Source organism: Larsenimonas rhizosphaerae (assembly GCF_023700005.1).
Lineage (GTDB): Bacteria > Pseudomonadota > Gammaproteobacteria > Pseudomonadales > Halomonadaceae > Larsenimonas > Larsenimonas rhizosphaerae.
On record NZ_JAMLJK010000002.1, the window covers coordinates 324,732 to 351,535 of the forward strand.

At 59.5% G+C, this 26,804-nt stretch carries 26 protein-coding genes; 17 read left to right on the forward strand and 9 right to left on the reverse strand.

Annotated features, from left to right (window positions below):
- The 3 genes from NAT21_RS11640 (at nt 1) to NAT21_RS11650 (ending at nt 4,234) form a co-directional block, all read left to right on the forward strand.
- The gene (locus NAT21_RS11640) at nt 1–1,299 is read left to right on the forward strand and encodes a uroporphyrinogen-III C-methyltransferase (RefSeq protein WP_250938601.1); all 1,299 of its coding nucleotides are present in this window, start codon (nt 1–3) and stop codon (nt 1,297–1,299) included.
- Complete coding sequence (locus tag NAT21_RS11645) at nt 1,296–2,522, forward strand: heme biosynthesis HemY N-terminal domain-containing protein (RefSeq protein ID WP_250938603.1); 1,227 nt, start codon at nt 1,296–1,298, stop codon at nt 2,520–2,522. Before NAT21_RS11640 ends, NAT21_RS11645 begins: the two co-directional genes overlap by 4 nt.
- Before the next feature lie 131 nt (nt 2,523–2,653).
- A complete protein-coding gene (locus NAT21_RS11650) occupies nt 2,654–4,234 on the forward strand; it encodes an FMN-binding glutamate synthase family protein (protein WP_250938605.1) in 1,581 nt (526 codons plus the stop codon).
- On the opposite strand, the gene NAT21_RS11655 is transcribed toward NAT21_RS11650, so the two are convergent.
- Nucleotides 4,231–4,818 (reverse strand): DUF4202 domain-containing protein, encoded by a 588-nt coding sequence (locus NAT21_RS11655; RefSeq protein ID WP_250938607.1) that lies wholly within the window; start codon nt 4,816–4,818, stop codon nt 4,231–4,233. The genes NAT21_RS11650 and NAT21_RS11655 overlap by 4 nt on opposite strands.
- A gap of 43 nt (nt 4,819–4,861) precedes the next feature.
- Complete coding sequence (locus NAT21_RS11660; RefSeq protein ID WP_250938609.1) at nt 4,862–6,283, reverse strand: MATE family efflux transporter; 1,422 nt, start codon at nt 6,281–6,283, stop codon at nt 4,862–4,864.
- 215 nt (nt 6,284–6,498) lie between these two features.
- Between NAT21_RS11660 and NAT21_RS11665 the strand changes: the two genes are divergently transcribed.
- From NAT21_RS11665 to NAT21_RS11675, 3 genes are all read left to right on the forward strand, one after another.
- A complete protein-coding gene (locus tag NAT21_RS11665; protein WP_250938611.1) occupies nt 6,499–7,095 on the forward strand; it encodes a DUF2780 domain-containing protein in 597 nt (198 codons plus the stop codon).
- 444 nt (nt 7,096–7,539) lie between these two features.
- Nucleotides 7,540–8,553: a 2-hydroxyacid dehydrogenase gene (locus tag NAT21_RS11670; protein ID WP_250938613.1), complete on the forward strand. Its 1,014-nt coding sequence runs from the start codon at nt 7,540–7,542 to the stop codon at nt 8,551–8,553.
- Nucleotides 8,554–8,581: 28 nt separating this feature from the next.
- Nucleotides 8,582–9,106, forward strand: a complete 525-nt coding sequence (locus NAT21_RS11675; protein ID WP_250938615.1) for a hypothetical protein — start codon at nt 8,582–8,584, stop codon at nt 9,104–9,106.
- Between the two features lies 1 nt (nt 9,107).
- On the opposite strand, the gene NAT21_RS11680 is transcribed toward NAT21_RS11675, so the two are convergent.
- From NAT21_RS11680 to NAT21_RS11690, 3 genes are read right to left on the reverse strand one after another with little or no spacing between them, the layout of a single operon-like run.
- Entirely contained in the window at nt 9,108–10,598 is a 1,491-nt protein-coding gene (locus NAT21_RS11680; RefSeq protein ID WP_250938617.1) for a tripartite tricarboxylate transporter permease, read from the reverse strand.
- A gap of 15 nt (nt 10,599–10,613) precedes the next feature.
- Nucleotides 10,614–11,081, reverse strand: a complete 468-nt coding sequence (locus NAT21_RS11685) for a tripartite tricarboxylate transporter TctB family protein (RefSeq protein WP_250938619.1) — start codon at nt 11,079–11,081, stop codon at nt 10,614–10,616.
- A gap of 47 nt (nt 11,082–11,128) precedes the next feature.
- The gene (locus tag NAT21_RS11690; protein ID WP_250938622.1) at nt 11,129–12,133 is read right to left on the reverse strand and encodes a tripartite tricarboxylate transporter substrate binding protein; all 1,005 of its coding nucleotides are present in this window, start codon (nt 12,131–12,133) and stop codon (nt 11,129–11,131) included.
- Between the two features lie 366 nt (nt 12,134–12,499).
- Between NAT21_RS11690 and NAT21_RS11695 the strand changes: the two genes are divergently transcribed.
- Both NAT21_RS11695 and aroQ read left to right on the forward strand, forming a co-directional pair.
- Nucleotides 12,500–13,366 (forward strand): shikimate dehydrogenase family protein, encoded by an 867-nt coding sequence (locus tag NAT21_RS11695; protein WP_250938624.1) that lies wholly within the window; start codon nt 12,500–12,502, stop codon nt 13,364–13,366.
- Between the two features lie 29 nt (nt 13,367–13,395).
- Nucleotides 13,396–13,827, forward strand: a complete 432-nt coding sequence (gene aroQ / locus NAT21_RS11700; protein WP_250938627.1) for a type II 3-dehydroquinate dehydratase — start codon at nt 13,396–13,398, stop codon at nt 13,825–13,827.
- Between the two features lie 7 nt (nt 13,828–13,834).
- Here the strand turns inward: aroQ and NAT21_RS11705 are convergent, their stop codons facing one another.
- The gene (locus NAT21_RS11705; RefSeq protein ID WP_250938629.1) at nt 13,835–14,626 is read right to left on the reverse strand and encodes an IclR family transcriptional regulator domain-containing protein; all 792 of its coding nucleotides are present in this window, start codon (nt 14,624–14,626) and stop codon (nt 13,835–13,837) included.
- A 129-nt stretch (nt 14,627–14,755) separates the two neighbouring features.
- Between NAT21_RS11705 and NAT21_RS11710 the strand changes: the two genes are divergently transcribed.
- The 8 genes from NAT21_RS11710 (at nt 14,756) to pcaG (ending at nt 23,011) form a co-directional block, all read left to right on the forward strand.
- Nucleotides 14,756–16,093, forward strand: a complete 1,338-nt coding sequence (locus tag NAT21_RS11710) for a class-II fumarase/aspartase family protein (RefSeq protein ID WP_250938631.1) — start codon at nt 14,756–14,758, stop codon at nt 16,091–16,093.
- 167 nt (nt 16,094–16,260) lie between these two features.
- Nucleotides 16,261–17,088 carry a CoA transferase subunit A gene (locus NAT21_RS11715; protein WP_250938633.1) on the forward strand — a complete coding sequence of 276 codons (828 nt, stop codon included), beginning with the start codon at nt 16,261–16,263 and terminating at the stop codon, nt 17,086–17,088.
- The gene (locus NAT21_RS11720; protein ID WP_250938635.1) at nt 17,085–17,888 is read left to right on the forward strand and encodes a CoA-transferase subunit beta; all 804 of its coding nucleotides are present in this window, start codon (nt 17,085–17,087) and stop codon (nt 17,886–17,888) included. The genes NAT21_RS11715 and NAT21_RS11720 overlap by 4 nt, the downstream gene beginning before the upstream one ends.
- Before the next feature lie 29 nt (nt 17,889–17,917).
- Nucleotides 17,918–19,123, forward strand: coding sequence for a 3-oxoadipyl-CoA thiolase (gene pcaF, locus NAT21_RS11725; protein WP_250938637.1), 1,206 nt, complete (start codon nt 17,918–17,920; stop codon nt 19,121–19,123).
- Nucleotides 19,124–19,179: 56 nt separating this feature from the next.
- Complete coding sequence (gene pcaDC / locus NAT21_RS11730; protein ID WP_250938639.1) at nt 19,180–20,355, forward strand: bifunctional 3-oxoadipate enol-lactonase/4-carboxymuconolactone decarboxylase PcaDC; 1,176 nt, start codon at nt 19,180–19,182, stop codon at nt 20,353–20,355.
- A 207-nt stretch (nt 20,356–20,562) separates the two neighbouring features.
- Nucleotides 20,563–21,504: a pca operon transcription factor PcaQ gene (gene pcaQ, locus NAT21_RS11735; protein ID WP_250938641.1), complete on the forward strand. Its 942-nt coding sequence runs from the start codon at nt 20,563–20,565 to the stop codon at nt 21,502–21,504.
- Nucleotides 21,505–21,622: 118 nt separating this feature from the next.
- Complete coding sequence (gene pcaH / locus NAT21_RS11740) at nt 21,623–22,360, forward strand: protocatechuate 3,4-dioxygenase subunit beta (RefSeq protein WP_250938642.1); 738 nt, start codon at nt 21,623–21,625, stop codon at nt 22,358–22,360.
- 3 nt (nt 22,361–22,363) lie between these two features.
- On the forward strand, nt 22,364–23,011 hold the full coding sequence (pcaG, locus tag NAT21_RS11745) for a protocatechuate 3,4-dioxygenase subunit alpha (protein ID WP_250938643.1): 648 nt from the start codon (nt 22,364–22,366) through the stop codon (nt 23,009–23,011).
- 11 nt (nt 23,012–23,022) lie between these two features.
- Here the strand turns inward: pcaG and NAT21_RS11750 are convergent, their stop codons facing one another.
- On the reverse strand, nt 23,023–23,889 hold the full coding sequence (locus tag NAT21_RS11750) for a helix-turn-helix domain-containing protein (protein WP_250938644.1): 867 nt from the start codon (nt 23,887–23,889) through the stop codon (nt 23,023–23,025).
- A gap of 129 nt (nt 23,890–24,018) precedes the next feature.
- Here NAT21_RS11750 and pobA point away from each other — a divergent pair, with 129 nt between their 5' ends.
- The gene (gene pobA / locus NAT21_RS11755) at nt 24,019–25,284 is read left to right on the forward strand and encodes a 4-hydroxybenzoate 3-monooxygenase (RefSeq protein WP_250938645.1); all 1,266 of its coding nucleotides are present in this window, start codon (nt 24,019–24,021) and stop codon (nt 25,282–25,284) included.
- 238 nt (nt 25,285–25,522) lie between these two features.
- Here pobA and bamJ read toward each other — a convergent pair whose 3' ends face one another.
- Both bamJ and NAT21_RS11765 read right to left on the reverse strand, forming a co-directional pair.
- The gene (gene bamJ, locus NAT21_RS11760; protein ID WP_250938646.1) at nt 25,523–26,233 is read right to left on the reverse strand and encodes a BamJ family beta-barrel-assembly machinery protein; all 711 of its coding nucleotides are present in this window, start codon (nt 26,231–26,233) and stop codon (nt 25,523–25,525) included.
- Nucleotides 26,234–26,299: 66 nt separating this feature from the next.
- Complete coding sequence (locus tag NAT21_RS11765) at nt 26,300–26,803, reverse strand: TIGR02444 family protein (protein WP_250938647.1); 504 nt, start codon at nt 26,801–26,803, stop codon at nt 26,300–26,302.
- Nucleotide 26,804 lies beyond the last annotated feature (1 nt).

Genomic DNA, 26,804 nt, shown 5'->3' on the forward strand with positions numbered 1-26,804 from the left:
ATGAGCAAGCAAGAACACGACAAAGACGACAACACCGCTTCCTCTCGGCCCGACGGCTCGTCTGCGTCGACCCCGCCTGCCCGGGCGCCGGATACGGCAGGCCCTGCTTCGCCCGAGGACAGGAGCGACAAGGTCTCGGGCACCTCCGGGTCTGATACCACGGCCTCAGCATCCGGTGCGGCCGCTTCCGCCAGTGCCGGGACAGGCACGTCGTCCAAATCCTCATCCCGCCCCGGAGCCAGCGGAGCCAACACGCCTCCGCGCGGTACGGGAAAAGGCAGCGGCAGTGGCAGCAATGGTGGTGGCCACGGTACGTCGTCTTCCGGAAAGGGCAGCAAGGCCCTCATGGTCGTGCTGATTATCCTGTTGTTGATTGTTCTTGCCGCCATGGGCTGGGGTGGCTGGCAGCTGATGCAGCAGAAACAGACGGTTGCAACGCTTGAGCAGCAGATCCCGCAGCAGGATGAAACGCTGACGCGGCGCCTGTCGGCACAGCAGAAGAAAATTGATGAGCTTCAGAATTCCCTCAAGGAAGCGAGCGCCACACAGGACAAGGTGCTTGATGAACTGAGTGCATCACAGCAAACCGACTCCCGCGAGTGGCTCTATGCAGAAGTCGAGTATCTGCTTCGTCTTGCCAATCAGCGCCTCCAGCTCGAGCGTGATGTCAGCGGCGCCTATGCCCTGCTGAAAAGTGCTGATGAGCGCCTCCAGCAGGCAGACAACCCCGCCTTTACCCCGGTGCGTCGTCAGATTCGTTCCGGCATGGCGGCACTCGATGCGGTGCCCAGCGTGGATGAAACGGGTCTTTATCTGGCGCTGGCTGCCGAGGCAGAGCAGTTCCAGACGCTGCCGCTGGCTCAGGATACTCAGGCCCTGTCTGCGAAGGTGGATGACGGTTCATTCTACGGCGGTGACTGGCGTGACCAGCTGGCACGGCTTGGGAATCAGCTCAAGGATCTGGTGACGGTACGTCATCATGATGAAGCGCTTGAAGCACTGATCACGCCGTCCCAGGAAGGTTATCTGCGTCAGAACGTCCGCCTGATGCTCGAGCAGGCGCAACTGGCACTGCTCAAGGGGCAGCCGCAGGTGTATCAGCAGGGCATCAGCCGGGCACGTGACATGGTGAAGGCCTACTACAAGACCGATGATGACCGTGTGCGTACGGCGCTGTCTCGCCTTGATGAGCTGGCCAATGAAACCATTCGCCCTGACCTGCCCGATGTCAGCGGCTCACTCAATACACTGCGTGACATCATGCAGCGGCGCTATGACCAGCAAGGAGCGGTCGAATGAGAAAACTGATTCTCTTCATCGTCATCGGGCTGGCAGTAGGTGCGCTGCTGGGTCAGTTGATGCTGTCGACGCCAGGTTATTTTCTTGTACGTGTCGGTGATACGTCAGTCCAGACGTCCTTCTGGTTTGGGCTGATCCTTGTGCTGGTCGCCTTCCTGGTCTTCTACATGGTACTGCGCCTGTTGCTGCAGCTGCGCCGCCCGGTTGGCCGGATAAAGCGCTGGAATCATCGCACACGTAATCGTCAGGCCATGGACCGCACGGTAAAGGGCCTGGTTGATCTTGCCGAGGGACGCTGGAAAAAGGCGGAAAAATCCCTGACGCGTGCTGCCGATGACTCCTCTGCACCGATGGTGAACTACCTGTCCGCAGCGCTTGCCGCTCATTACCAGGGACGGTACGACCAGTCCGAAACACTGCTGAAAAAGGCTCATCACAGTACGGAAGGGTCTGATACTGCCGTTTCCCTGGTGCATGCACAGTTGATGCTGGACCGAGAACAGAACGAACAGGCCGTTGCCACACTGACCCGTCTTGAAAAACAGCTGCCGGAGCATCCCCAGGTACTCAAGATGCTCAAGCAGGCGTACGTGGGTGTCGGTGACTGGGATAATCTGCGTCGTCTGCTGCCGCGCCTTGAGCGCCACAATCTGATGACCGATGAAGAGCGAGTGCTTCTTGAGCGTAATGCCTACATGTCCTCGCTTCGTGATGCCTCGGGGGATTACCGTCGGCTGGATGAGGTGCGCCAGTTGTGGGATGAAATGCCCGATACACTGCGCAATGATCCGGACATGGTCTTGATGTATGTCGAATCGCTTTACAAGGCCGGCGAAGAAAACCAGGCCGAGCGCCTGCTGCGTCAGACGCTGAAGGAGCAGTGGCATTCCGCTCTGATCCTGCGTTACGGCCTGCTGGATGTGGACGCCAGCCGTCAGCTCCAGCACGCCGAGAAATGGGCCGAAGAGCGGCCACAGGACCCTGACCTGATGCTTACCCTGGGGCGTTTGTCCCTCCGCAATGCCTACTGGGGCAAGGCGCAGGAGTACTTCGAGTCAAGCTATCGTGTCCATCCAGGCAGTACTGTCTGCGCTGAACTTGCCCGCCTTTATTCCAGCATGGGTGAGCCGGCGAAAAGTCAGAAGTACTACCAGCAGAGCGTCAGTATGCTGCATGAGAAGCTGCCGGCCCTGCCGCAGCCCTCATCAGCCGCCGGTCACTGATGACTGTCGACTCCTCTGGTATGGCCCCGCCCTTGTGCGGGGCTTTTTTTATCACGTGATCCATGCAAGGCGATGCGCGTGAGGCTACCTTAAGTGTCAGTCAAGAATCCAACGTGCTCCAGGGGAATGCCATGTATCAACGTCATTTTTTCATTGCGCTGGCCGTGTCCTTTATCGGTCTTGCGATAACGGGCCTTTTTCATCCGGCCTGGAATGTGCTGTGGGTGGTCTGGCTGGGGGTGGCTGCACTCGGCATATATGATCTTCGCTGCCACCACAGTGTGTTGAGCAATTATCCGGTCATCGGCCATTTAAGGTATTTGATGGAGTTTGTGCGGCCCGAGTTGCGCCAGTATTTCTTTGAATCCGATTCCAGTGGCCGGCCCTTCAATCGAGAGCAGCGCGAACTGATCAACCACCGCGCTGCCGGCGGATCAGACGCGATGCCCTTTGGTACGCTCAGGGATATCGATGCCGCCGGGTATGACTACTCGATGCACTCCCTGGCACCGAAAAATGTGGACAGCGCCTTTGGTCGAGTCGTGGTCGGTGGGGCGCAATGCACCAAACCCTACAATTCTTCCATATTCAATATCTCCGGCATGAGTTTCGGAGCACTGTCGGGCAATGCCATTCTGGCAATGAACAAGGGTGCCAGGGCCGGCGGCTTTGCTCATGACACTGGAGAGGGGGCCATCAGCCCCTACCATGAACGCCATGGAGGCGATCTGATCTGGCAGCTGGGTACCGGTTATTTTGGCTGTCGCACGAAGGAGGGCCGGTTTGACCCGGATCTGTTCAAGGAGAAGGCCTGTAGTGATCAGGTCAGGATGATCGAGGTCAAGCTGTCCCAGGGGGCCAAGCCGTCTCATGGCGGATTATTGCCCGGCGCCAAGGTCAACGACGAGATTGCTGAAACGCGGCGGATCGAGGCAGGACAGGACTGTGAGTCCCCCGCATCGCACCCGGAGTTTTCAACGCCCGGGGGGCTGCTTGAATTTGTTGCAAGGCTGCGTGAGCTGAGCGGCGGCAAGCCGACGGGGTTCAAGCTGTGCATCGGGCAGCGAAGCGAGTTTCTGAGTATCTGCAAGGCCATGCTCGATACCGGTATCCTCCCCGATTTCATTACCGTGGACGGGGCCGAGGGAGGAACCGGGGCCGCACCGACAGAGTTTTCCGACAGCCTTGGTCTTTATATCAATGAAGCACTGCCCTTTGTACATCAGGCGCTGACAGGCTGTGGGCTGCGGGATCAGATTCGGGTGATTGCCAGCGGCAAGGTGGCACTGGGCTATGACATGGTGGTCAAGCACGCCCTCGGGGCTGATATCTGCCATGCCGCACGTCCCTTCATGTTTGCGGTCGGGTGCATTCAGTCGCGTCGCTGTCATACCAATCAGTGTCCGACCGGCGTAGCGACTCAGGATCCTCGCCGCTCTCGGGCGCTGGATGTAGAAGACAAGTCCAAACGCGTGACCCGGTATCACGAAGCCACCGTGGCGTCGTTTTTCAATATGGTCGGCGCGATGGGGTTATCGTCGCCGAAGGAGCTGACGCCGGCGATGGTTCAGCACCGCACCCAGTTTGCGCCGGCCAGACCCTGGAGCGATATCATAGGCCCCTGTCCGGCCCCGGGGCAGCTGCTTGATGACAGCGAGCGCCCCGAAGCGTGGTCGGCCTGCTGGTCGGCGGCCTCGGCTGACCGGTTCTAGTCGGCGGCGGGCAAGGCCTCGGCCATGATGCGTGAAAGCCTGGGGGAGAAGGTCAGGGTGCCGGCCAGCTGATGGCCATGCGCTGACATCTTGGCCCAGGTTCTGGCCAGAATGCGTCCAAGCTTGTCGTCATCGTGTTCCTCGGCAAAGGCCTCGACGTAATGGTCCAGAAAGGCCAGTGCGATGGTATCTTCCAGCGCCTGCATCTCGGGGTTGGTCTTGATGTTCTGCTTCAGGATCAATGCACTGATTCGCCCGATCTCATCTGCCGTTACACCTTCTTCCGACAGTAGTTCGGCGACCAGACTGGCCTGGCGTTTTTGAAGGTCCGTACGCCAGGCATGGTAGCCGGGACGGGTCATCGGATAGTCTTCGCGCGGACTTTCCCAGCGGCGAAAATGCTGGGCGCGGGCAGCAATTCGAAGCTCGGCATCGGCGTCAGGTGCAACGCGTTCAAGCCACTCACTCATACGGCGTGCATAGGCCAGCTCATAAGGGGTGTCTGAGGCCTTGTCCTGGCGTGGATCGCAGGCGTGGGCGTCATCAATGGCAGCCATGATGCGGCCATACTGGTGCTGGTTCATGGAACAGGAATCTCCAGGCTGAAAACAGATAATACACACGGAATCATGATCGAACGTTGGCGGGTCGCGGGGGTGTCAGGGTGGCGGGCGTCTCTTCGGCAGAGCCTGTCAGCGTAGCATCCAGCCAGGTACCGCGTGAAAACCAGACCAGCGTGATCAGGGCAATCACTACGTTGGTGACCGGAAATGTCCACCACAGCCCGTCGCTGCCCAGCAGCGCATCTCGGGATAATACCAGTGCCAGCGGGAACTGCAGCAGCCACTGGGAAATCAGGGTCAATATCATGGCCGCCGTGGTCTTTCCCGCGGCCCGGAAGGCGCCGGTCAATGCCATCTGTAACCCCATGAAGCCAAAGGTCAGCGATACCGTACGCAAAAACCGTGCGCCGTGTTCGATGACCTGCGGGTCCGAGGGAACAAAAAATCCGACCAGTGCTGGCGCACCCAGAAATACGGCCAGTCCTACTGCCGAGAGGCCTGCGAACGCAATGATCCCACTGAGTCTGGCGACATGACGTGCCCGCTCAAGCTGGCCTGCACCAATGTTCTGTCCCACGACGGCTGCCGTGGACATGGACAAGCCCAGCGCCGGAATCACGATAAAGCCCAGTACATTCATGCCTACGCCATATGCCGCGGTCACGGTGGCGCCGAACCCGGTCACCAGCACAACCATCACGTTCATGGCCAGCGCGCGTGCCGACAGCTCGATCGACGAGGGAATGCCCAGTCTCAGGGCCTGCCGAATCAGCAGCGTGTCTGGTTTCAGGTGATGCCACTGCAGGTGAATGCCCTGATAGCCGCGCCACATCAGTATCACGCCGGTCGTGAAGGCAAGGCACTGGGTCAGCAGGGTGACCAGTGCGGCTCCGGCAATGCCCATGGCCGGGATGGGCCCGGCACCGAAAATGAACAGTGGATCCAGGACGCTGTTGAGCGCCACTGTCGTGGCCACGATATAAAGTGGCATGCGTACATCGCCGATTCCGCGCATCAAGGCCTGAAACATGGAAAAGCCGAAGGTGAATACCACGCCGGACAGTGCGTATCGTAAAAAGGACAGCGCCCCCTCGCGCACCTGCGGGGCTACCCCCAGCATGTCCAGCAGGGTGGGGGCCAGAAGATGACCCAGCAGCGACAGGGCCAGCGAAACCACGACCACCATGATCAGTGTCTGACCGGCCACCCGGTTGACGTCACGCTGGCGGCCGGCGCCGCTGTACTGCGCCACCAGTGTGGAGCCGGCCACGCTGAGCCCTGAGCCAATGGCGAACAGCAGGAAGATCAATGGTGTACTGATGGAGACGGAAGCCACGGCATCCCCTCCCAGCCGGCCGATCCAGAAGGCATCAATGAGCTGATAGGCTGACTGGAGGATATTGGCCAGTACGATCGGTATGGCCAGCTTGAGCAGCGAGCCGGCAACGGAGCCTTCAGTCAGTCGTGAGGCAGAACGGGTGGGCAAGACGCACCTCGGTCGAGTGTCAGACGGGGCAGCGCAGGGCATGGAACATGACGCGCCACAGACCCCCATGATATCAGGTCAGATACGCCGGTGAGATGATCGTGCGATACAGGCGGCGAAATACCAGGTTGTTTTCTATGCTTCATGAGAATGGTTCGAGGGAATGAACATTACTACTCGAGTGCCTTCGACACTTGATCCAAAGGAGAAGCTTCATGAAACGCATTGCAGGAACACTGGTAATTTGCCTTGGACTGGGTAGTGCAGCGCAGGCAATGGCCTTTGACATGAACAAGGCGGCCGAAGAAGGAATGGATCTGTCCAGGGGCAGCCACGAGTTGACCACCGAAGCGGAGGTGTCTCCGGCGCGTCTGGCATCGATCATGACCGGCACGACGGAGGGCAATCTGGCAGAGGCGGCGTCCATGACCTCCTTTCTGAGTCAGAAACTGGATGTGTCTCCGGTGCAGGCAGCCGGCGGTGCGGCATCCCTGTTGACTCAGGCTCGCAACAGGTTGACGTCGGACCAGTTCAACCAGCTTATCAATCAGGCGCCGGCGGTGACCGGTCTGCTCGCCAGCGCCCGTGCCGGTGACATGTCGGAGCTGATGGCCCCCCTGTCCGCGGATGCATCATCAAGCGCGAATGCCAGTGACCGGGATGCCCTGAGCGCCGTGTTCTCCAATCTTGGAATGGATGCGTCCATGGTCGATCAGTTCGGCCCGGCCATGCTGGCCTGGTTCAGTCAGTCTGGCGTGTCATCTTCACTGACAAACTCGCTGTCGAGCATCTGGGGCAACGTTTCCCGATAAGCACCATGTTCGCGTGATGCAGTTGATGACGCTCCATGCCTTGCGGCATGGAGCGTTTTTCTGCCTGCCCGGTAGGGCCACTACCCTGCAGACAGCATCGTTCGTGCAGGATACGGTCAGGGGCCGGACATAAAAAAACGCCATTCATGGAATGGCGCTGATAATGACCGTGACTAGCTTGATGAGGAGGTGCCCATCGGACCTGAATCCGTGTGAGCCGGGTAATCAACCCGCACACAAGGATAATCCGGTGCAAATGTGTTTTCAAGTCATTTGATATTGTTTTTCATTTGAGTTTTTTATTGATTAGCTTTAATTGGATGCGACACTGGGTCGCTTGTCGTCGTACTGCATTCATCGTCTTATACTAAAGTCAGATGCCGACGACAGAGGGCGCCGGCGACAGTGAACGACGACATTGTTATTCAACAAGGTAGGTTTGCCATGCATATTACCGTGTTCAGTGCTCAGCCCTATGATCAGCGATTCTTCGAGCAGACCTGCCATACGCAATTTGCCGACAGTGACCTTCATTTTACCTACCAGGCTTCCGCGCTGGGCATGAAGACGCTGGCACTGGCAGCAGGCAGCCAGGCGGTATGTGTCTTTGTCAACGATGTGCTTGATGCTCCGGTTCTTGAAGGGCTTTACGAGCAGGGAGTGAGGGCGATTGTTCTGCGCTGCGCCGGATTCAATAACGTGGATCTGAAGGCGGCCGAACGGCTGGGCATGTACGTTGCACGGGTGCCGGCCTATTCCCCCGAGGCCGTGGCCGAGCATGCCGTGGCGTTGATTCAGACCCTCAATCGAAGAATTCACCGGGCCTACAACAGGGTACGCGAAGGAAACTTTCAGCTGGATGGGCTGCTGGGCATGACCCTTCACGGCAAGACCGTGGGCATCGTCGGGACCGGCAAGATCGGTCTGGCGCTGGCGCGCATCATGAAGGGCTTTGGCTGCCGAGTGCTGGGGTATGACCCTTGTCCACAGGAAGACTTCAACAGGCTGGGCGAGCTGGTGGATCTGCCCACTCTGCTGGCCGACTCTGACATCGTCAGCCTTCACTGCCCGTTGCTGCCGGCGACCGAGCACCTGATTGATGCCGATGCACTGGCTGCGATGAAGCCGGGCGCCATGTTGATCAACACGTCCCGCGGCGGGCTGATCGATACACCGGCGGTGGTGTCTGCGCTCAAGATGCGGCATCTTGGCGCGCTGGCCATCGATGTCTATGAGCAGGAAAGCGGTATCTTCTTCAAGGACCATTCCGACGATATCATCGATGATGACGTGCTTCAGCGGCTGGTGACCTTCCCCAACGTGCTGGTAACCGGCCACCAGGGCTTTTTCACGCGTGAGGCCCTGAGCGAGATTGCCGAGGTAACACTGGGCAACCTCTGCGCCTATCAGGCCGGCACGGATAACCCCAATGCACTGGTTGCTGCATCACACCGCTAACCTACTTCACATACAGGAACCTGTCGGCATGCCGGATTCAGGACGCAGGGAAGACAACCGACGCTCGCCCACGCTCAATGCGTTGATTCTGGTGACCCTGGTCATGATCCTGGTGTCGATGGGGTACCTGGCCAATTATTACCTTGGGGTAGGCAGCTCTCATCAGATTACCTGGTACCCGGCCAACCCCTTCTGCCAGGTGTCCGAGCGCCGCTGCGTGGCATCCCTTGGGCATCACGGCGACATTTCACTGGCCCTTGCCACGACACGGACCGACCAGCATCGAGCACATATCAGTGCTCAGGTCGAGCAGCTGGATGCCAGCCGAGTTGATGTCATGCTCGAGCGCAGGGATCAGGCGCGTACGGTTGAAAGCACAAGGATGGAGCAGGTCGGAGCGCATCGGTTTACCGGCCTGTTGCCGCTTGACCAGTGCAGTACGTCTCCCATGCGTTGGCGCTTGAAAGTGGTTGTGCATACGCCACATCGCAATCTGGGAGGGTGGTTCGATTTTGATACGGCCTGCGAGGATAATCAGGCCGTATCGTCCTGAATCAGCGGCGTGTCCAGAGCCTTTTGACCGGGGTATGGCTCAACAGCAGCAACACCACTACCGCGGTCAATATCAGGGACAGGGGGTGGGTGACCAGATCCATCAGAAAGGCACTGCTGCTGTCACCCACGGAGGCCATGGCCTGGCGGTAGGTCTTGTCCATCAACGGCCCCAGGATGACGCCAAGAATGACAGGCCCCATCTGAAAACCGAAGATCTTCATGAAATACCCCAGAAGTCCAAAGCCCAGCATCCAGAACACTTCGGTCATGCTGCCATTGATCGAGTAACTTCCCACCACACACAGCACCAGAATCAGCGGGATCAGAATGGCCCTGGGCAGCTCAACGACGCGGGCAAACAGCTTGATGCCCATTAGCCCGAACACCAGCAGACAGATGTTGGCCAGTACCAGAGCCCCCACGATGAACCAGAAAATATGCGGTGTTTCGATCATCAGCATCGGGCCCGGGTTCAGGCCGTGAACGACCATCGCGCCAATGATGACGGCCGTTACGGCGTCTCCGGGCATCCCTAGTGTCAGCATGGGCACAAAGGCACCGCCTACGGCGGCATTATTGGCACTTTCAGGCGCAACCAGTCCTTCATAGGCACCTTCACCAAAGGGGACCTTCGGGGTTTTGGTCGTACGTTTGGCATGGTCGTAGGCAAACAGCGCTGCAATATCACCCCCTGTGCCTGGCAGGGCCCCGATGATGACGCCAATGATCGAAGTGCGAAGTGATAGTGGCAGAAAGCGCAGCACCAGGTGCAGGGAGGGAATGATCTTGTCAACCTTCTGCCGCACGGGGGTGGTGTCGAGCTGATGCAACTGGAAAAGGGCTTCGGCCACCCCGAACAGGCCAATCATCACAATGACATAATGCACTCCCCCCAGAAGGTCCACGCTGCCGAAGGTAAACCGGCCTTGCGCCGTGACCGGATCCATGCCGATCATGCCGATAATGCCGCCCAGGGCTGCCGCGAAGATACCACGTGCCAGTGATTCGGCGGCCAGGCTTCCTACCAGCAACAGGCCCAGCGCGGCAATCAGGAAGTAGTCCCTGGGGGCAAACTGCAATGCCATGTCGGACAGCACCGGCGCCGAGGCGGCCAGAATGGCAATGCCGATCATCCCACCGATAACGGACATGACCGTACTTAACCCTATCGCCTGACCTGCTTCACCCCGCTGGGCCAGCGGATAGCCATCAAACGCCGTGGCGACTGCCGAGGGGGCCCCGGGGATGTTGAGCAAAATGGCGGTACGCGAGCCGCCATACACACCACCACAGAAAACGCCCACCATCAGCGCCAGTGCATTGTTGATGTCCCAGGCAAAGGTAAACGAGATCAGAATGGAAACGGCCATGGTGACGGACAGGCCGGGGATGGCGCCGATATAGATGCCTGCAAATGTGCCCGTCGCCACCAGGCCCAGCAGCCATGGATCGCTCCATGCCATCAGAAAATAGGAGAGTGTGTCACCCATGGAAATTAACCTCGATCAGGGGAGATAGACCTGAAACAGCAACGTGAACAGTGCGTAGATAATGGCGGTGGCGCCGACGGTGACCAGCGCCGACAGCACCCAGCGGCCGCGAAATAAATAGACGATGGCGCAGAACATGAATAAAAGTGTCGCAGGAACGAATCCCAGCGGGGTCAGCAGCAACAGGTAGCCGATGGTCATCAGGGTGAAGACCATGAACCGTGGCGGTAAGTGCGTCCTGAAAAACTGCCGTGTTTCACCGAGGTGCCCGGTCGTTTTCGGACGGGGGTGATGACGCTGTCCGATGATGATCACCACCATGGACAGCACCAGCAGGCACCCAAGAAACATGGGGAAGGCCCCCGGGGAGCGAACGGACTCGAATCCTGAAATCCGATAGGCCACGACAAGGATACTGATGCTCAACAGCAGCAGCAGAATATTGAAGGCGCGCTCGCCTGCCTTCAAGGGAGATGTAGACATGGTGATTTCCCGAAAAGCCCCGGCAAGGCACCGGGGCGTGACAGATATCAGGGTTTAGGAATGCTCAGTTTTTCCGGTGATACCCTGGCGGTGCCTGCGGACTGCATCGCCCATGCCGTCACGGACTGCCAGTGGTTGAGGAAGTCGACCGCTTCCTGCCCGGTCAGGTTGAGGGTCTCCGCCCCGTTCCGTTTGATGAAGGACTGGAAGTCCTTGTTGGCCACGCCAGTCTGATAGGCCTTGCTGAGTGTGGCCTTGATATCGTCAGGGGTATCCTTGCGTACAGCGACGGCCCAGAACGGCCCCCAGGGCAGATAGCTGCCAATGTCTGGCAGGGATTCGGTGATGGTGGGCACCTCGGGCAGCACGTCCAGTCGTTCCTTGCTCAATACTGCCAGCCCCTTGAGGCGACCGGCCTTGATCTGTTCCTGAGCGGCCGCAAGGCTTAACGGCATGAAATCGATATGATCGCCCAGCATGGCCGTAATACCCGGGCCATCGCCACCGAAGGTCACGTTGCGAACGTCAAGCGTATCAACGGAATTGATCATGGCCAGTACGGTGCTTGGCAGGCCGCCGGCACCGGTTCCACCCATGCGCAGCTCGCCGGGCTTGTCGTGGGCAGCTTTCAGAAGGTCATCCATCGTGTTGTAGGGGCTGTCTGCGGGCACGGCAATAACCACCATTCCCTGGCCAATGACATTGATCGGTGTCATGTCGCTGTAATCGAAGTCTGCCAGCCCCATGACCGGATAAAGCTGGGGGTTTTCCGCGCCGTACAGGACGGTATATCCGTTGGCAGGTTTGTGCATGACAGTATTCATTCCAATAACGCCTGTACCGCCTGGCCGGTTATTCAGGATGATCTTGCCGTTCAGCGCTTCTTCAACATGGGGGGTCAGGCTGCGTGCCACGTTATCCGTCGCGCCACCCGCTCCCCATTGAATGATGCCTTCGATATTGCGCTGCGGGTAATCGGCTGCCTGTATCGGTCCTGCCAGCAGCGTTGCGCCTGCTGAAAGGGTCAGTGTCGCCAGTAGTGCTTTAAGCATGGAATCTGCTCCAGACGGTTATCGGTTGTTATGGATGAGGTGGAAAAAGGGCATTGTCCGCATGGCAGGTTTCCCATGCGAGCTGCAGGAGAGCAGGCCTCACGCCTGTCTATCCGTTGCATACTGCCTTCAACCAGTATTTCAAATGTCGAGTGGCTCTTGTACCCGGGGCATTACGGTACCATTGTTGGGCCATGATGGTGGTACCCGGAAAGACCGATCAGTATGTTCTCATGAAGTGAATGCGCATATGTCATGGTCATCGTCTCGCCGGGGGTGACGGTCGCGCCCGCTCGGCGATGCCGTCCGTATCACGCCGTCATGACGAATGACGTCACTTATCATTGTTATACCGGGGAATGTGTTATGCGGCTGGGGTTGATCGGCAAGGCCATTTTGCGCTCGAGCGCGCCTGATCTACATCATCGGTTAGGGAGGCTGACGGGAATCCCGGTCACCTATGACTTGTTCGATGCGCAGGAGATCCAGGGGTTTACCACGCTCGAGAATCAGGTCAGGACGTTGATGGCAGCGGGGTACCGAGGGACCAACGTCACCTATCCCTTCAAGGAGCAGGCGCTGCATCTGGCCACCTCGTGCAGTGACGGGGCAGCCCTGGTGGGCTCATCCAATACGCTGGTATTTGAGCGCGGCCAGGTGCATGCGGAAAACACGGATTTTTCAGGATTTATAAGCGGATTTCGTGCCGCCTTCGGAGCGCGGGCACCCGGTCGGGTCGTGGTGATTGGCACAGGCGGTGTCGGTCGGGCCGTTGCCTTTGCACTTGGTCGACTTGGGGCGAGTGCCATTACCCTGGTTGATATTGACCCGGACAAGGCCCGTGGATTGGCAGCGGCCCTTAATCAGTCGGGCTTTCCGGCGGTCGCCGGGTCGGTCGACAGGCTGACACACTACATGGACGCATGTGATGGGCTCGTGAACTGTACTCCCCTCGGGCATGAAAAAAGCCCTGGTTGCCCCTTTCCCGTCGAAGGTATCAGGCCATCTCACTGGGTATTTGATGCCGTCTATGTACCGGCAAGAACCACCTTTATTCAACGATCAGATGATGTGGGCGCTGATGTGATGAGTGGTGTACACCTTTTTGTGTTTCAGGGTGTCGATGCCTTCCGGGTATTTTGCGACGATGAGTCGCGGCGTGGCGAGGTGGACTGTCAGGCTGCGCCGCTGCTCCTGCACTACCAGCGCGTGCTCATGTCGCCCGTCGCTTGAACATAACTGCCATTACACTGGATGATCACATGAACATACTGGTCCTGCACGGCCCCAATCTGAACCTCCTGGGGATTCGCGAGCCTGACATCTACGGGCATGAGACCCTCGATGATATCAATCAGGCCCTGACCCGGCAGGCGACGGCATCCGGTGCCGCGCTGACGTATCTGCAAAGCAATCATGAAGGGGTGCTGGTTGATGCGATTCAGCAGGCGCGGCTCGATGACGTCGACGCCATCATCATCAACCCGGCGGCCTATTCCCATACTTCCGTAGCCATTCTGGATGCGTTGAAGGCCTTCGATGGCCGCGTTATCGAAGTCCATCTCTCCAACATCCATCAGCGGGAAGCCTTCCGGCATCATTCCTGGGTCTCTTCCCGAGCGGATGGCATTCTTGTGGGGCTCGGCAGTCAGGGGTATCGCCTGGCGCTGGCGAGCCTGCTGGGTACGGTCTAGTCCGCTCTCAGCTGACCTGGCGTGCAATCATGGCGGCCCGCTCCTGCATCAGTGGCAGAAAGCTGTTCATCAGGGTGTCTCGATCTACCCGAGCGGCATTGGTGCTCAGGTTGATGGCGCCGATCAGCTGGCCATGAGTATTGAAGGCCGGTATGGCCAGTGATCGCAGGCCGGAGTCCAGTTCCTGATCGACCAGGCAGTATCCCTGCTGGCGTGCCGCCAGTATCTGCTCGCGCAGCCGTGCCGGGTCGGTCAAGGTGCGTTCGGTATAAGCCGTCAGTTCGGCCCGGGCCAGCAGGGTATCCAGAGCGTCATCTGACAGCTGCGCCAGCAGCATGCGGCCCAGGGACGTGGCCATGGCCGGCAGTCTTGTGCCTACCGACAGGGTAATGGCCATCAGCCGATGACGTGCTGCCGAGCGTGCGACATAGGTCACGTCCAGCCCATCCAGTACTCCCATCGATGAAGACTCACCGGTCACTTGAGTAATATGTTCCAGGTGCTGCTGTATGACGCTCTGGTAGCCATTGGCGGACAGAAACGAGTAGCCCAGCTGGAGGGTTTTCGGTGCCAGCTCGAAATGGCGCTGCTGCTTGTGAACATACCCCAGGGCGTGCAGCGTCAGTAGAAAGCGCCGTGCCCGTGCCCGGTTCATGCCGGTGCGAGCGGCTACTTCGCTCAGGGTCATGCGTGGGTGGTCCTGGTCAAATGCCAGAATGACATCCAGCCCACTGGCCAGAGCCGTCACGAAATCCCGGTCATCCGTGCCGATACTGTCGTCTTGATAGGGCATTGTCATGTCAGGCTCTCCTTTCCTGCGATGCGGAAAGCTTGCAGCGGCAGGGGGGGGATTGTCTATAGTTCGTTGAGCGAACACTGGTTCGATAGGAAACAGGCCACGACCTGCCTGCTGCAAGGAGAATATCGGATGTTTGAACGGCTGTTGCATCACCCCTTCATGAGTACGGTAGCCCTTCGCGAAAGCGGAGCCGAGGCCCTGATCGACGCCATGCTGTCGGTAGAGCTTGCGCTGGCAGAGGCCGAGCAGGCGCGAGGTATCATTCCGCCTGATACCGCCGAGGCGATGCGTGAGGCGCTTTCAACGCTGGCGCTTGATGTCGACGATTTGTTTCAGGGGTGTGTGGATGGCGGCAATATGGCCATTCCCTTCGTCAGCCAATGCAAGGCGGCGCTGCCTCCTGCACTGGTGCCGTTCTTCCATCGTGGGGCGACCAGCCAGGACCTGGTGGATACGGCGCTCATGCTGGTGCTCAGGCCGCGGTTGACCCGCTCCGGGGCCCTGTTGAGCGACGCGCTGTCTGCCGGGCGTGACGTCATGATGGCGCATCAGGAAACCCCGATGGTAGGGCGTACCCTGATGCAGCAGGCGCTGCCCATCAGTTTTGGGGCCAAGGTGGCTCAGTGGCTGTATGGCCTCGCGCTGGCCAGGGAGCGACTTGAAGAGGCTCGGGCAAGCCATCTTCTGGTGCAGTTCGGGGGCGCCGTCGGTGTGCATTCGGGGCTGGATGAGGTCGGGCTTTCCATCATGGACGACATGGCGCATCGACTCGGGTTGTCCGCGCCGGTACTGCCCTGGCATACCCAGCGCCAGCCCATACTGTTGCTGGCCGGAGCGATGGACGCCGTGGCGGTCGCCGTTGAAAAGATCGCCACGGACGTGGCGTTGCTGTGTCAGACCGAAATCGGGGAGCTCAGCGAGCCGGCAGGAGACGGCGTCGGCGGGTCTTCCTCGATGCCGCACAAGCGCAACCCCGTCGCCTGTGCGCGCATTCGTGCAGCGGCGCGTCATATACACGCCGATGCCTCATTGATCAGTACCTCCGGCGCCTCCCCGCTTGAGCGCGGGCTGGGAGAGTGGCATGCCGAATGGCAGCCGCTGCTGGCCATGGCGGCGCTGCTGGAAGGTGCGCTGGAAAGTACGTGTGCGTTGCTTCAGGGGCTGGAAGTACACCAGGAGCGGATGCAGGCCAACCTTCAATTGACTGGAGGTGCCATCATGGCCGAGCCAGCCACGCGGCTGCTATCGGAAGTGATGTCCGCCGCCGATGCCCGGGCGCTGGCTCGGGAAGCGGCTCTTGAAGCGCAGAGCACCGGCCAGGATCTGGCATCGGTACTGATGAAGGATGCACGGGTCAATCAACACATATCCCATGACGATGTGGCGCGTGTAGTGGCACCTGCCTCCTACCTTGGTAGCAGTCTGGCTCAGGTGGATCGGATGGATGCATGGCTATCTTCCCATTAACCCGTTGAAAAACCGATAAATGAGTTGATGTGCATGACCGGGGCCCTGCAAGGCCCCTTTTTTTCAGGCTTTGACGTCATGGCGCGAAGGGGATAGTTTGTTCGTATGGAAAATTAATGTTCGTTTTGCGAACAATGTAGCCCTCCCCATAGTTGATAGGTGATCCCATGGCCGAGTTCCTGAGCCTTCATGATGCCGTGGCCCGTTTCGTTGAGAACGGTGCCACGGTAGCCATGGAGGGTTTTACCCACCTGATTCCCTTCGCTGCCGGACATGAAATCATCCGTCAGCAGAAGCGTGAGCTGACGCTGATCCGCATGACGCCGGATTTGATCTATGACCAGATGATTGGCATGGGATGTGTCAAACGACTGATTTTTTCCTGGGGGGGCAATCCTGGTGTTGGCTCGCTTCATCGTCTGCGTGATGCGGTGGAGCATCATCATCCCGTGCCGCTCGATATTCGCGAGCACAGCCACGCTGCCATGGCCTGCGCGTATGAAGCCGGAGCGGCCGGCTTGCCGCTGGCGGTGCTGCGCGGTTATGTAGGCAGTGACCTGCCGAAGGTCAATGACCAGATCAAGTCCATCACCTGTCCGTTTACCGGAGAGGAGCTGGCAGCCATTCCGTCCATCCGTCCGGATGTGGCCGTCATCCACGCCCAGAAGGCAGACCGCCATGGCAACGTGCTGATCGAAGGCATCATCGGCGTTCAAAAGGAGGCCGTGCTGGCGGCAACCCACAGTATCGTCACGGTCGAGGAGATCGTGGAATCGCTCGATACACATCCCAATGCCTGCATCATACCCGGCTGGGCCATAAGCGCCGTGGTGGTTGCCGAGCGTGGTGCCAGCCCCTCGTATGCTCATGGCTACTACCCACGTGACAATGGCTTTTACAAGACCTGGGATGCCATCGCCCGGAACAGGGAGAGCTTTGCTGCCTGGATGAATGATCACGTCATGAACGCCCGCCCCGAGGAGAGCACACGATGAGCCAACCGCTTGCTGATATCACACCGTCGGAAATGATGACCGTGACGGCAGCCCGTGCGCTGGGCAACGGCACAACCTGTTTCGTGGGCATTGGTCTGCCGAGCGAAGCCGCGAATCTGGCCCGACTGACCCATGCGCCGGAGGCCGTGCTGATCTATGAATCCGGTACCCTGCAAACCCGGCCGGACGTGCTGCCTCTGTCGATTGGGGATGGTGAGCTGTGCGAAACCGCACTGACGACCGTCTCGGTGCCGGAAATGTTTCGGTACTGGCTGCAGGGCGGCCATGTGGATGTGGGCTTTCTGGGGACGGCCCAGATTGACCGCTACGCCAACCTCAATACAACCCTGGTCGGTGATTATCGCGAGCCGAAGGTCCGTCTGCCAGGAGGCGGGGGTGCCCCGGAAATAGCGACCAACTCGAAGGAAGTCTTCGTGATGGTCAAACAGTCCCGGCGCACGTTCGTGAAGGACGTCGATTTCATTACCACGGTCGGCTTTGGTCGGGATGGTACCGCTCGGGACAATATGCACCCGGAGACCGCCCGTCACATGGGCCGTGGTCCGACACGCGTCATTACGGATCTGTGTGTGATGCGTCCTGATCCGGTGGACCATGAGCTGGTGGTGACTGCGCTGCATCCGGGAGTGACCCGTGATCAGGTGATCGATGCCACGGGCTGGGACATCCGCTTTGCCGACACCCTGGAGACCACGGCCATACCGACTGCTGAAGAAATCGAGGTGTTGCGGTCACTCAAGGTGCGTACCGAACGCCACCATGCCGGCGATACCGTCTGAGTGCTGGCGCTGATACAAGGAACCTGATCATGAACGATGTCTTTCTGTGTTCGCCACTGCGCTCACCGGTAGGGCGGTTTGGTGGCGGTCTGTCCACGGTGCGGCCGGATGATCTGGCGGCGCATCTGTTGAAGGCGGTAGTGGCACGCTGTCCTGACCTTGATCCGGCGGCGATCGATGATGTGATCCTAGGGTGCGCCAACCAGGCGGGGGAAGACAACCGCAGTGTTGCCCGCATGGCACTGCTGCTGGCCGGTCTGCCCACCACGATTCCGGGCGGTACCGTCAATCGGCTGTGCGGTTCCGGCATGGACGCCATCGGCACTGCGGCACGGGCTGTTCGTGCCGGTGAGGCCGAGCTGATGCTGGCCGGTGGCGTGGAGTCGATGTCCCGGGCGCCCTATGTCATGGGCAAGGCCGACAGCGCCTTTACGCGGGGCCAGCAACTGGAAGACACCACGATTGGCTGGCGGTTTATCAACCCGGTGATGGAAGCGCTCTATGGCACCGAGTCGATGCCTGAAACCGGCGAAAACGTGGCCGCACAGTTTCGCATCTCTCGCGAAGACCAGGATCTGTTTGCCTTCCGATCACAGCAAAAGACCCGGTCGGCGCTGGAAAGTGGTCGGCTTGGACAGGACATCGTGCCGATCGAGGTGCCCAGGCGTCGTCAGCAGGCCCTGGTCATCGACAGGGATGAGCATCCCCGTCCGGAAACGACGCTTGAACGGCTCGGTCAGCTGCCGACGCCGTTTCGCGAGGGGGGCACCGTGACGGCCGGCAATGCCTCCGGCGTCAATGATGGTGCGGCGGCCATGATTGTTGCCGGGGAGGCCGCGCTTTCCCGTTACCACCTCACGCCCATGGTAAAAGTGCTGGGCATGGCCACGGCCGGTGTCGAACCGCGGATCATGGGCATGGGGCCCGTGCCGGCCAGCCAGCGCGTACTCAGACGGCTGGGGCTGAGTATCGATCAGATGGATGTCATTGAACTCAACGAGGCCTTTGCCTCCCAGGCACTGGCCTGTATGCAGCAGCTGGGGATCGACGCAGATGACCCACGGGTCAACCCGAACGGAGGTGCCATCGCACTGGGCCATCCACTGGGCATGTCCGGTGCACGGATTGTATCGGCGGCGGCGCATGAGTTGACTCGCACCGGCGGGCGCTACGCACTGTGCACCATGTGCATTGGTGTTGGTCAGGGCATCGCCGTCGTGCTTGAACGGGTATAGCCTCGGGGGGCACGGTGGATTCAGAACCGGCACATTGACTGACACAGGGAGCAGACATGTCTTTTTTCGGGTATCAGGGCCGTACGGTTGCCTACCGGGACAGTGGCGGCACCACCTTGCCGACACTGGTCCTGGGCCATCCGCTGGGGATGAGCCAGGCCGTCTGGGATGAGGTGATTCCTCGCCTGTCCCGCCGATTTCGTTTGATTACCTGGGACCTGCCGGGGCACGGGGGCAGCAGTCCGGTGACAGGAGAAATAACGCCCTCCGAGCTGGCCGCCGATGTGCGGGCGCTCCTGAATCATCTTGATGTTCCGAAATACCATTACGCGGGAACATCGATTGGCGGGGTGATCGGGCAGGCATTGCTGTGTGACGCCCCCGAGCGGCTTGACCGGGTGGCCCTGACCAATACCGGTGCCGTGATCGGCACGCCGGCCAATTGGCAGACCCGTGCACGGCGCGTACGGGAAGAAGGCCTTCATGCCATGGCACCGGAAATTACGGCCCGGTGGTTCTCGGACTCCTTCCGCCGCAACCAGACAGCCACTCTGGCGGGCTGGCAGGTTCAACTGGCCAGGACGGATGCGGAGAGCTATGCGCAGCTGAGCCTGATGCTGGGCGATACCGACTTTTCGAAGGCGTTGTCGGGTCATGAGACACCGGTGGCGCTGCTGGCCGGAGACAATGACCTGTCCACGCCCCCGGCAACCCTGAAAGGCCTTTCCGAGGCACTGGGCGGTGCACCCCTGGAGACCTTTGAGGGGATTGCACATGTTCCATCGGTAGAGTGCCCCGATCGTTTTGTCGACTGGCTGACGGCCTGGTTACTGCCTTCCGGGGCCGACATCGGATCCGGCTGGGTGGATTACGACACGGGTCTGGCGACTCGTCGGCAGGTGCTGGGAGAGGCTCACGTCGAGCGTGCGTCACATAATGCCACGAGCCTGGATCAGCCCTTTCAGCAGATGATTACGCGTCTGGCCTGGGGGGAGCTGTGGGGCAATACCGACCTGTCCCACCGTGATCGTAGTCTGATTACCCTCGCTGTGCTGGCAGCCCTTGGACGTGATGGCGAGCTGGCACTGCACCTTGATACCGCTCACCGTATTGGAGTAACTGAAGCGGAGCTGCGTCAGGCGCTGACGCATGTGGCCGTATATGCAGGAGTTCCGGCGGCCAATCACGCCTTTAAAATGGCGAAGGAGCACGGCTGGGGCGAACAGATATAAACGCGGCCACTTTCTGATACCCTCGGCTGATGTGAGCGCCGGTGTGCCGGAAGCATGATCTTCTGGCCCGGCGTGTCATGACTGACGTCATGAAGCCCGCCTGTTCTGGCGGGCTTTTTGCTGTCGGTCAGCACAATGAGCGCGACCTGGCAGGGTTATATTGCTGCTTCACCGCGTTGCAGTTGAATTCTTGAAAGGAACATTCCCATGATGTCGTCGCGTATCAAGCTGCGCCATTTGAGCGCCTTTCAGGAGGTGGCCCGCCGGCGCAGCCTGGTCAAGGCGGCTCACGCGTTGTCGATCAGCCAGCCAGCGCTGTCCAAGACCATTCGTGAGCTGGAGGAGATCCTCGACACCTCCCTGTTTGAGCGCAGCCCACAGGGCATGGCGCTGACCTCGGCCGGGCTTGCACTATTGCGTTACGCCGGGCCGGCCCTGTCGAGCCTGGAGGAGGGCGTGAAGGCCGTTGGGCAGATTGCCCGTGGGCGCGTGGTCCGGCTGGGGGCGCTGTCATCGGTGGAAGCGGGCTTCCTTCCTCGTGCCCTGGTGGCCCTTCACCGGGCATGGCCTGAACTGCGTCTTCAGGTCACCACCGGGCCGAGTGCCTTCCTGTTGTCACGATTGCGGCAGGGAGAGCTGGACCTTGTGGTCGGCCGAATGAGTGATGCCCGCGAAATACGGGATCTGAGCTTTGAACACCTGTATTACGAGCCGCTGGTCATGGTGGTGCGGCCCGGACATCCACTGGTGGGGATGGCGGAGGCGGAGCTGACCGCCACGGTATTGAATGACTTTCCATGGGTCGTGCCGCCGGTGGGCACCACCCTGCGTGAACGCGTCGAGCAGTTCTGGGTCGAGCAGGGCGCCGCCCCGGCCCGCATCATGCTGGAGACCCTGTCGCTGCCACTCAGTCGCCGTTACTGCCTGGACAGTGATGCCCTGTGGCTGGCGCCGCTGGATGCCATTTCTCCTGCGCCGGGGGCGACACCCCTGTGTCGGCTGCCAGTGACCCTTGAGTCCCGGGGAGGTTCGGTCGGGCTATGCATCAATAGTTCCTTGCCGCTGACGGCGGGTGCCGAAGCGTTACGCCGGTTTCTCTGCCAGCAGGCGCTGGCGGACACGGATGACACCTCCGCCCTGGACCTTTGACGAATATAGCCCACCGGTTATAACCCCCGGCGATGAATTCAATTGTCGGGGGAGGGCGGGCAGGCACAATGGAGGATGACCATGGCGCCAGGCGCCTTCATCGATTCCGGAGTCTGTCATGTCGTTTGACCCTTCACGTCGCTTCGTCGAGCGAAATCGCCGCTGGCATCCGCCTGCCTTCGCACCAGACTACAAGACCTCGGTGGCGCGTTCACCCCGGCAGTCGCTGGTCAGCCTGCAGCATCCGACGGCTACCGAGCTGCGCGGGCCGACATTTTCCCGGGCTGATCTGGGCCCTCACGACAACGATCTACTGCTGAATTATCGAGAAGGTACGCCGCAGGATGGGCTGCCGATCGGGGAGCGGATCATCATTTTCGGACGGGTCGTGGATCAGTTCGCAAAACCGGTGCCGCACACGCTGGTCGAGATGTGGCAGGCCAATGCCGGCGGCCGCTATCGCCACAAGAAGGATCAGTATCTGGCTCCGCTGGACCCGAACTTTGGTGGCGTGGGGCGCACCCTGACCGATGAGCAGGGCTGGTATCGTTTCCGCACCATCCGCCCGGGTCCCTATCCGTGGCCCAATGGTGTCAATCACTGGCGACCGGCACACATTCACGTCTCCATCATGGGGTCTTCACTGTCGACGCGTCTGATTACGCAGCTTTATTTCGAGGGTGATCCGCTGATTCCCCGTTGCCCTATCGTGCAGACCCTGAATGACCGCGAGGCGGTAGAAAGCCTTACCGCGCGTCTGGATCTGGAGCGTAGCCGGCCCATGGATGCACTGGCTTACCGTTTCGATATTGTGACGCGCGGCGAATTTCAAACGTTTTTTGAATCACAGGGATAAGCCATGAGTCAGCTCAAACCACTCTCTGCCATCGCCCGTGCCGGGGATTTGATGTTTCGTGAAACGCCGTCCCAGACGGCCGGGCCGTATGTGCATATCGGTCTTGCCCTGTCGGTCGCCGGGCTGCCGCAGCGTGATATGGAAATATGGAATCAACTGGCGACGGAGGAGGCCGAGGGGGAGCGTATCGCTCTGGTCGGGACGGTCATTGACGGCAATGGTGATGTCGTCAGGGACATCTTTGTCGAGGCGTGGCAGGCGAATGCCCGCGGTGAGTACTGTGACGAATATTCCCCGACCAACGCCTTTAACGGCTTTGGCCGTGCCGCGCCGGATGTTCTGAGTGACGGGGAGTGGTCCTTTGATACGATCAAGCCCGGATGCGTGAAGGACAGTCGCGGCCAGTGGATGGCGCCTCACGTGGCGCTGAGCCTGTTTGCCCGGGGCATCAATCTGGCCTTGCATACACGACTTTATTTCGAGGATGAAGCACAGGCCAATGCCTCCTGTCCGGTGCTGAACGCCGTGGAGTCACCGCAGCGTCGTCAGACAATGATTGCCCGTCGGGACGGGGAGCGGCATGGAGTGCCCTGTTATCGGCTGGATATTTGTCTTCAGGGCGAGGGGGAAACGGTCTTCTTTGATTTTTAAGCGGCGAAGCATCAGCCTCGCTGACGAAACCGGGACGGCGAGGTGCCGGTATAACGCTTGAAAAAGCGGGCGAAATAACCGGGCTCGTCGAATCCCAGCTGTTCGGCAATCAACGTAATGCTCATGCTGGTGTAGGTCAGCTCGCGCCGGGCTTCCAGAAGGGTGCGTTCATTGAGCAGGGCCAGCGCACTCCGACCGGTATGTTTTATGCACAGGGCATTCAGGTGTGATGCGCTGATGCCCATCTCCTGTGCCAGCACCGTAATGGTAGGGCGGGCTCGGAAGCGGGCGTCAATCAGGTGCTGGAACTGCGCCAGATGCTGTTCGGCTCGGCTTGCCGGCTGACGCCGGGCCTGCCGGCGGGGCATGTCGAGTCGCCAGGCCTTGCCGATCAGGGCACACAGCCAGGTATCCATCATGGTTTCGCGCCCGTGGGCGCGCCCTTCAAATTCCCGCCGGATCTCGTCGCGCAGCTCAAGAACCGGCGATGACGGTGACAGCGCGGTCCAGCCTCCTTCATCCAGCCAGCCTGCCGCCTCGGGGAGGCGCTGTCGCAGCCTGGCGATCATCGGGGCTGACAGCGTCAGAATATGGCCTCGGGTCTCGGCACTGAACCTGAAATGATGTACCGCCAGCGGCGGGACGCGGATCAATAGCGGGCCGTCATGCTGATGACGTCGTTGATCGATGCCCAGCGAGACCGGACCACTGTCCAGCAGTAACACATGCATCAAGTCCATGTGGCGATGGGCACGAATATTGAAATCGTGCAGACGGCTGCGGGCGAAGATCGATTCACAGTGAAGCAGATCGTCGACCGGCCACTGTAGCCGTTCACCGTACAGTGAAAAAACGGGTACCTCATCGGGGCGATTCATCTTCCTCCCGACGGACTGCCACTAAAGTGGACTGCAGATCCGCGATATGTGCTGGTTAATAGCGAAAAAGGCTCTTAATTTACCCTCTTTATCCCTGAAAAATGCAAGTAATTACAGGGAGAATGTCATATGCGAACACAGATTGTCATTATCGGAGCAGGTCCCTCCGGGCTGTTGCTGGGTCAACTGCTTGATCGACAGGGCATTGATGCCGTCATTGTGGAGCACCGAAGCGAAGCCCACGTGCTGTCACGAATTCGCGCCGGTGTACTTGAAGACGGGATGACGTCACTTTTGAAGGAGGCCGGGGTCGGCCAGCGTCTGATGGACGAGGGGATGGTGCACGGCGGGTTTGCCATTGCGCATCACGATCAGCTGCGCCGGGTGGATGTGGCTCACTATACTCAGGGGCGCCACGTGACGGTGTATGGCCAGACCGAGGTAACGCGGGATCTCATGGAGGCACGTCGGGCCAGTGGCGCCCTGAGCCTTTATGAGGCTTCCGAGGTCAGGCTTCACGATATCGATAGTGATGCTCCATCCGTTACGCTTGTCCATCAGGGGGAGACACTGCACATCGAGTGTGACTACATTGCCGGCTGTGATGGCGCGCATGGCGTGTCGCGCCGGTCTATACCGCAGGACAGGCTGTCACTGTTTGAAAAGGTCTATCCCTTCGGATGGCTGGGGCTGATGTCGGATACTCCCCCTGTGCATGAGGAGCTGATTTACGCGCGTCATGCAGATGGCTTTGCCTTGTGCAGCATGCGTTCTTCCACCCGCAGCCGGTATTACGTTCAGGTCAATGCCGATGAGAAGGTCGAAGACTGGTCGGATGACCGTTTCTGGAGCACGCTGTCACACCGGTTGCCTGCCGAGGTGGGAGAGGCGCTTGTTACCGGACCCTCCATCGAAAAAAGCATCGCACCGCTTAGAAGCCAGGTCACGGAACCGATGCAGTATGGCCGTCTGTTTCTGGTCGGGGATGCGGCGCATATTGTACCGCCTACCGGGGCAAAGGGGCTTAACCTCGCTGCCAGCGACGTGTCGGTGCTCTACCGGATACTGGTACAGGTCTATCACCATGGGCGAAAGGATCTGGTGCCTTCCTACTCGCCTACCTGCCTTGATCGTGTCTGGAAGGCGGTGCGTTTTTCATGGTGGATGACCAATACACTGCATTCCTTTCCGGAAGACGATGGTTTTGCGCAGCGGATGAAGGATATCGAGTTGAGTTACATGCTCGATTCGGTCGCGGGACTTGCTTCCATTGCTGAAAACTATGTGGGACTTCCCTACGGTGAACTGCTCTCCAGCGAGGTTGTCAATAAATTTAGTTCACCAAACTATCCACAAGAGCCCTTGACAGCAAAAAAAGTCTGTTCTGGCAGTTAATTGGCTCATGCTGGTAGTTGTCAAGATGGCCTGTCAAGAGGTGCGTCAAAAAATCACAACGATTACAGGTGCTTAAGCTTAAAGTGGCAGTAATGGGGTAGGGATGTTGACCATGTGTTCAGCAAACCGGCAGGGCGAAATTCACTGACCTGTCGTGATTATTACGGGTTGCTCACAAAGTTATCCACAGGATGGAGAAGGCCGGTGGCGGCATGACCGCCACCGGTTGATAACTCGGTTACTGTGCCTGGTCGGCCGGCGTGACCTTGTGCAGCTCAACCTTGAAGATCAGGGTTTCATTCGGCCCGATCGAGCCACCGGTACCTGCGCTGCCATAAGCCAGATCGGCGGGAACATACAGCATCCAGGTGGCACCTTCATGCATGTTCTTGAGAGCTTCCTGCCAGCCCGGGATCACCTGGTTGACCTGGAAGCTGACGGGTTCGCCGCGCTTGTAGGAGCTGTCGAAGACGGTGCCATCGATCAGGGTGCCTTCGTAATCGACCTTGACGGTGTCATCCGCGGTAGGCTGTGGCCCGGTTCCTTTCTTGATCACCTTGTACTGAAGGCCTGAATCGGTGGTTTTTACGCCTTCCTTGTCTGCATTTTCCTTCAGGAAGGCTTCACCGGCCTGCTTGTTCTGTGTGGCGTCCTTCTCCTGCTCGGCCTTTTGCTGAGCAATCTGTTTCTTCTGATAGCTGGTCAGCGTCTGAGTAATCTGCTCATCGGACATTTTCAGGTCATTGCCTGAATAGACGTCCTTGATGGCCTGGGTCAGGGCATCTACATCTACCTTGTCCATGTCCTGCTTGAGGCTGCGAGACAGGGTAACGCCTACGCTATAGCTCAGTTTTGCCTGATCGTCTGTCAGGGATGACGGGGTATCTGCCGCCCATACCGTGGTGCTTGCCAGTGTGCCGATAAGTAACGCGCCTGCCAGTTTTTTCATGAAACGTCCTCGTTGATGCAACCAGACCAGTACGGAATACTGGTATTTATGTGTGATGTGACTGTATCAGGATGTTCCTGGTTCCGCATGAGGCTGAATTTGCGCCAGTGTTCGGGCAACCAGTCTGCGGCTGTCCAGCGACAGGCCTGGAGCCCAGCGGGCCAGTGAGGTTTCCAGTGACTCGCCATGTGCCTTCCGGCGGACGGCATTTTCCTGCGCCTTGAGGGCGTCCAGCCGGGTCAGGGCCTCGCGCTCACTGTCGAGCTCATCCACCTTGAGCTGTTCACGTATTCCATGGGCCAGTGGCGAGTGAGCTGCCGTGCCCTTGAGGGCCTGGCGACAGCGCCTCAGTGGCAGGGTCATGTCATGCTGCCAGCGTCGTACGCCCGCCAGTGCCGCTTCCCAGTCGTTGTTCAGGGTCAGACCCTGCTGGTCCAGCCAGCAAAGCCACAGTAGTTCGCAGACATCAAGGCCGGCATTCTCCTGAAGATCCAGACACAGGGCCTGAACACCGTCTTTCGCGTACAAGCGCAGCGCGTAGTGCCACAATTGCGTAGAATGGTCGGTCATT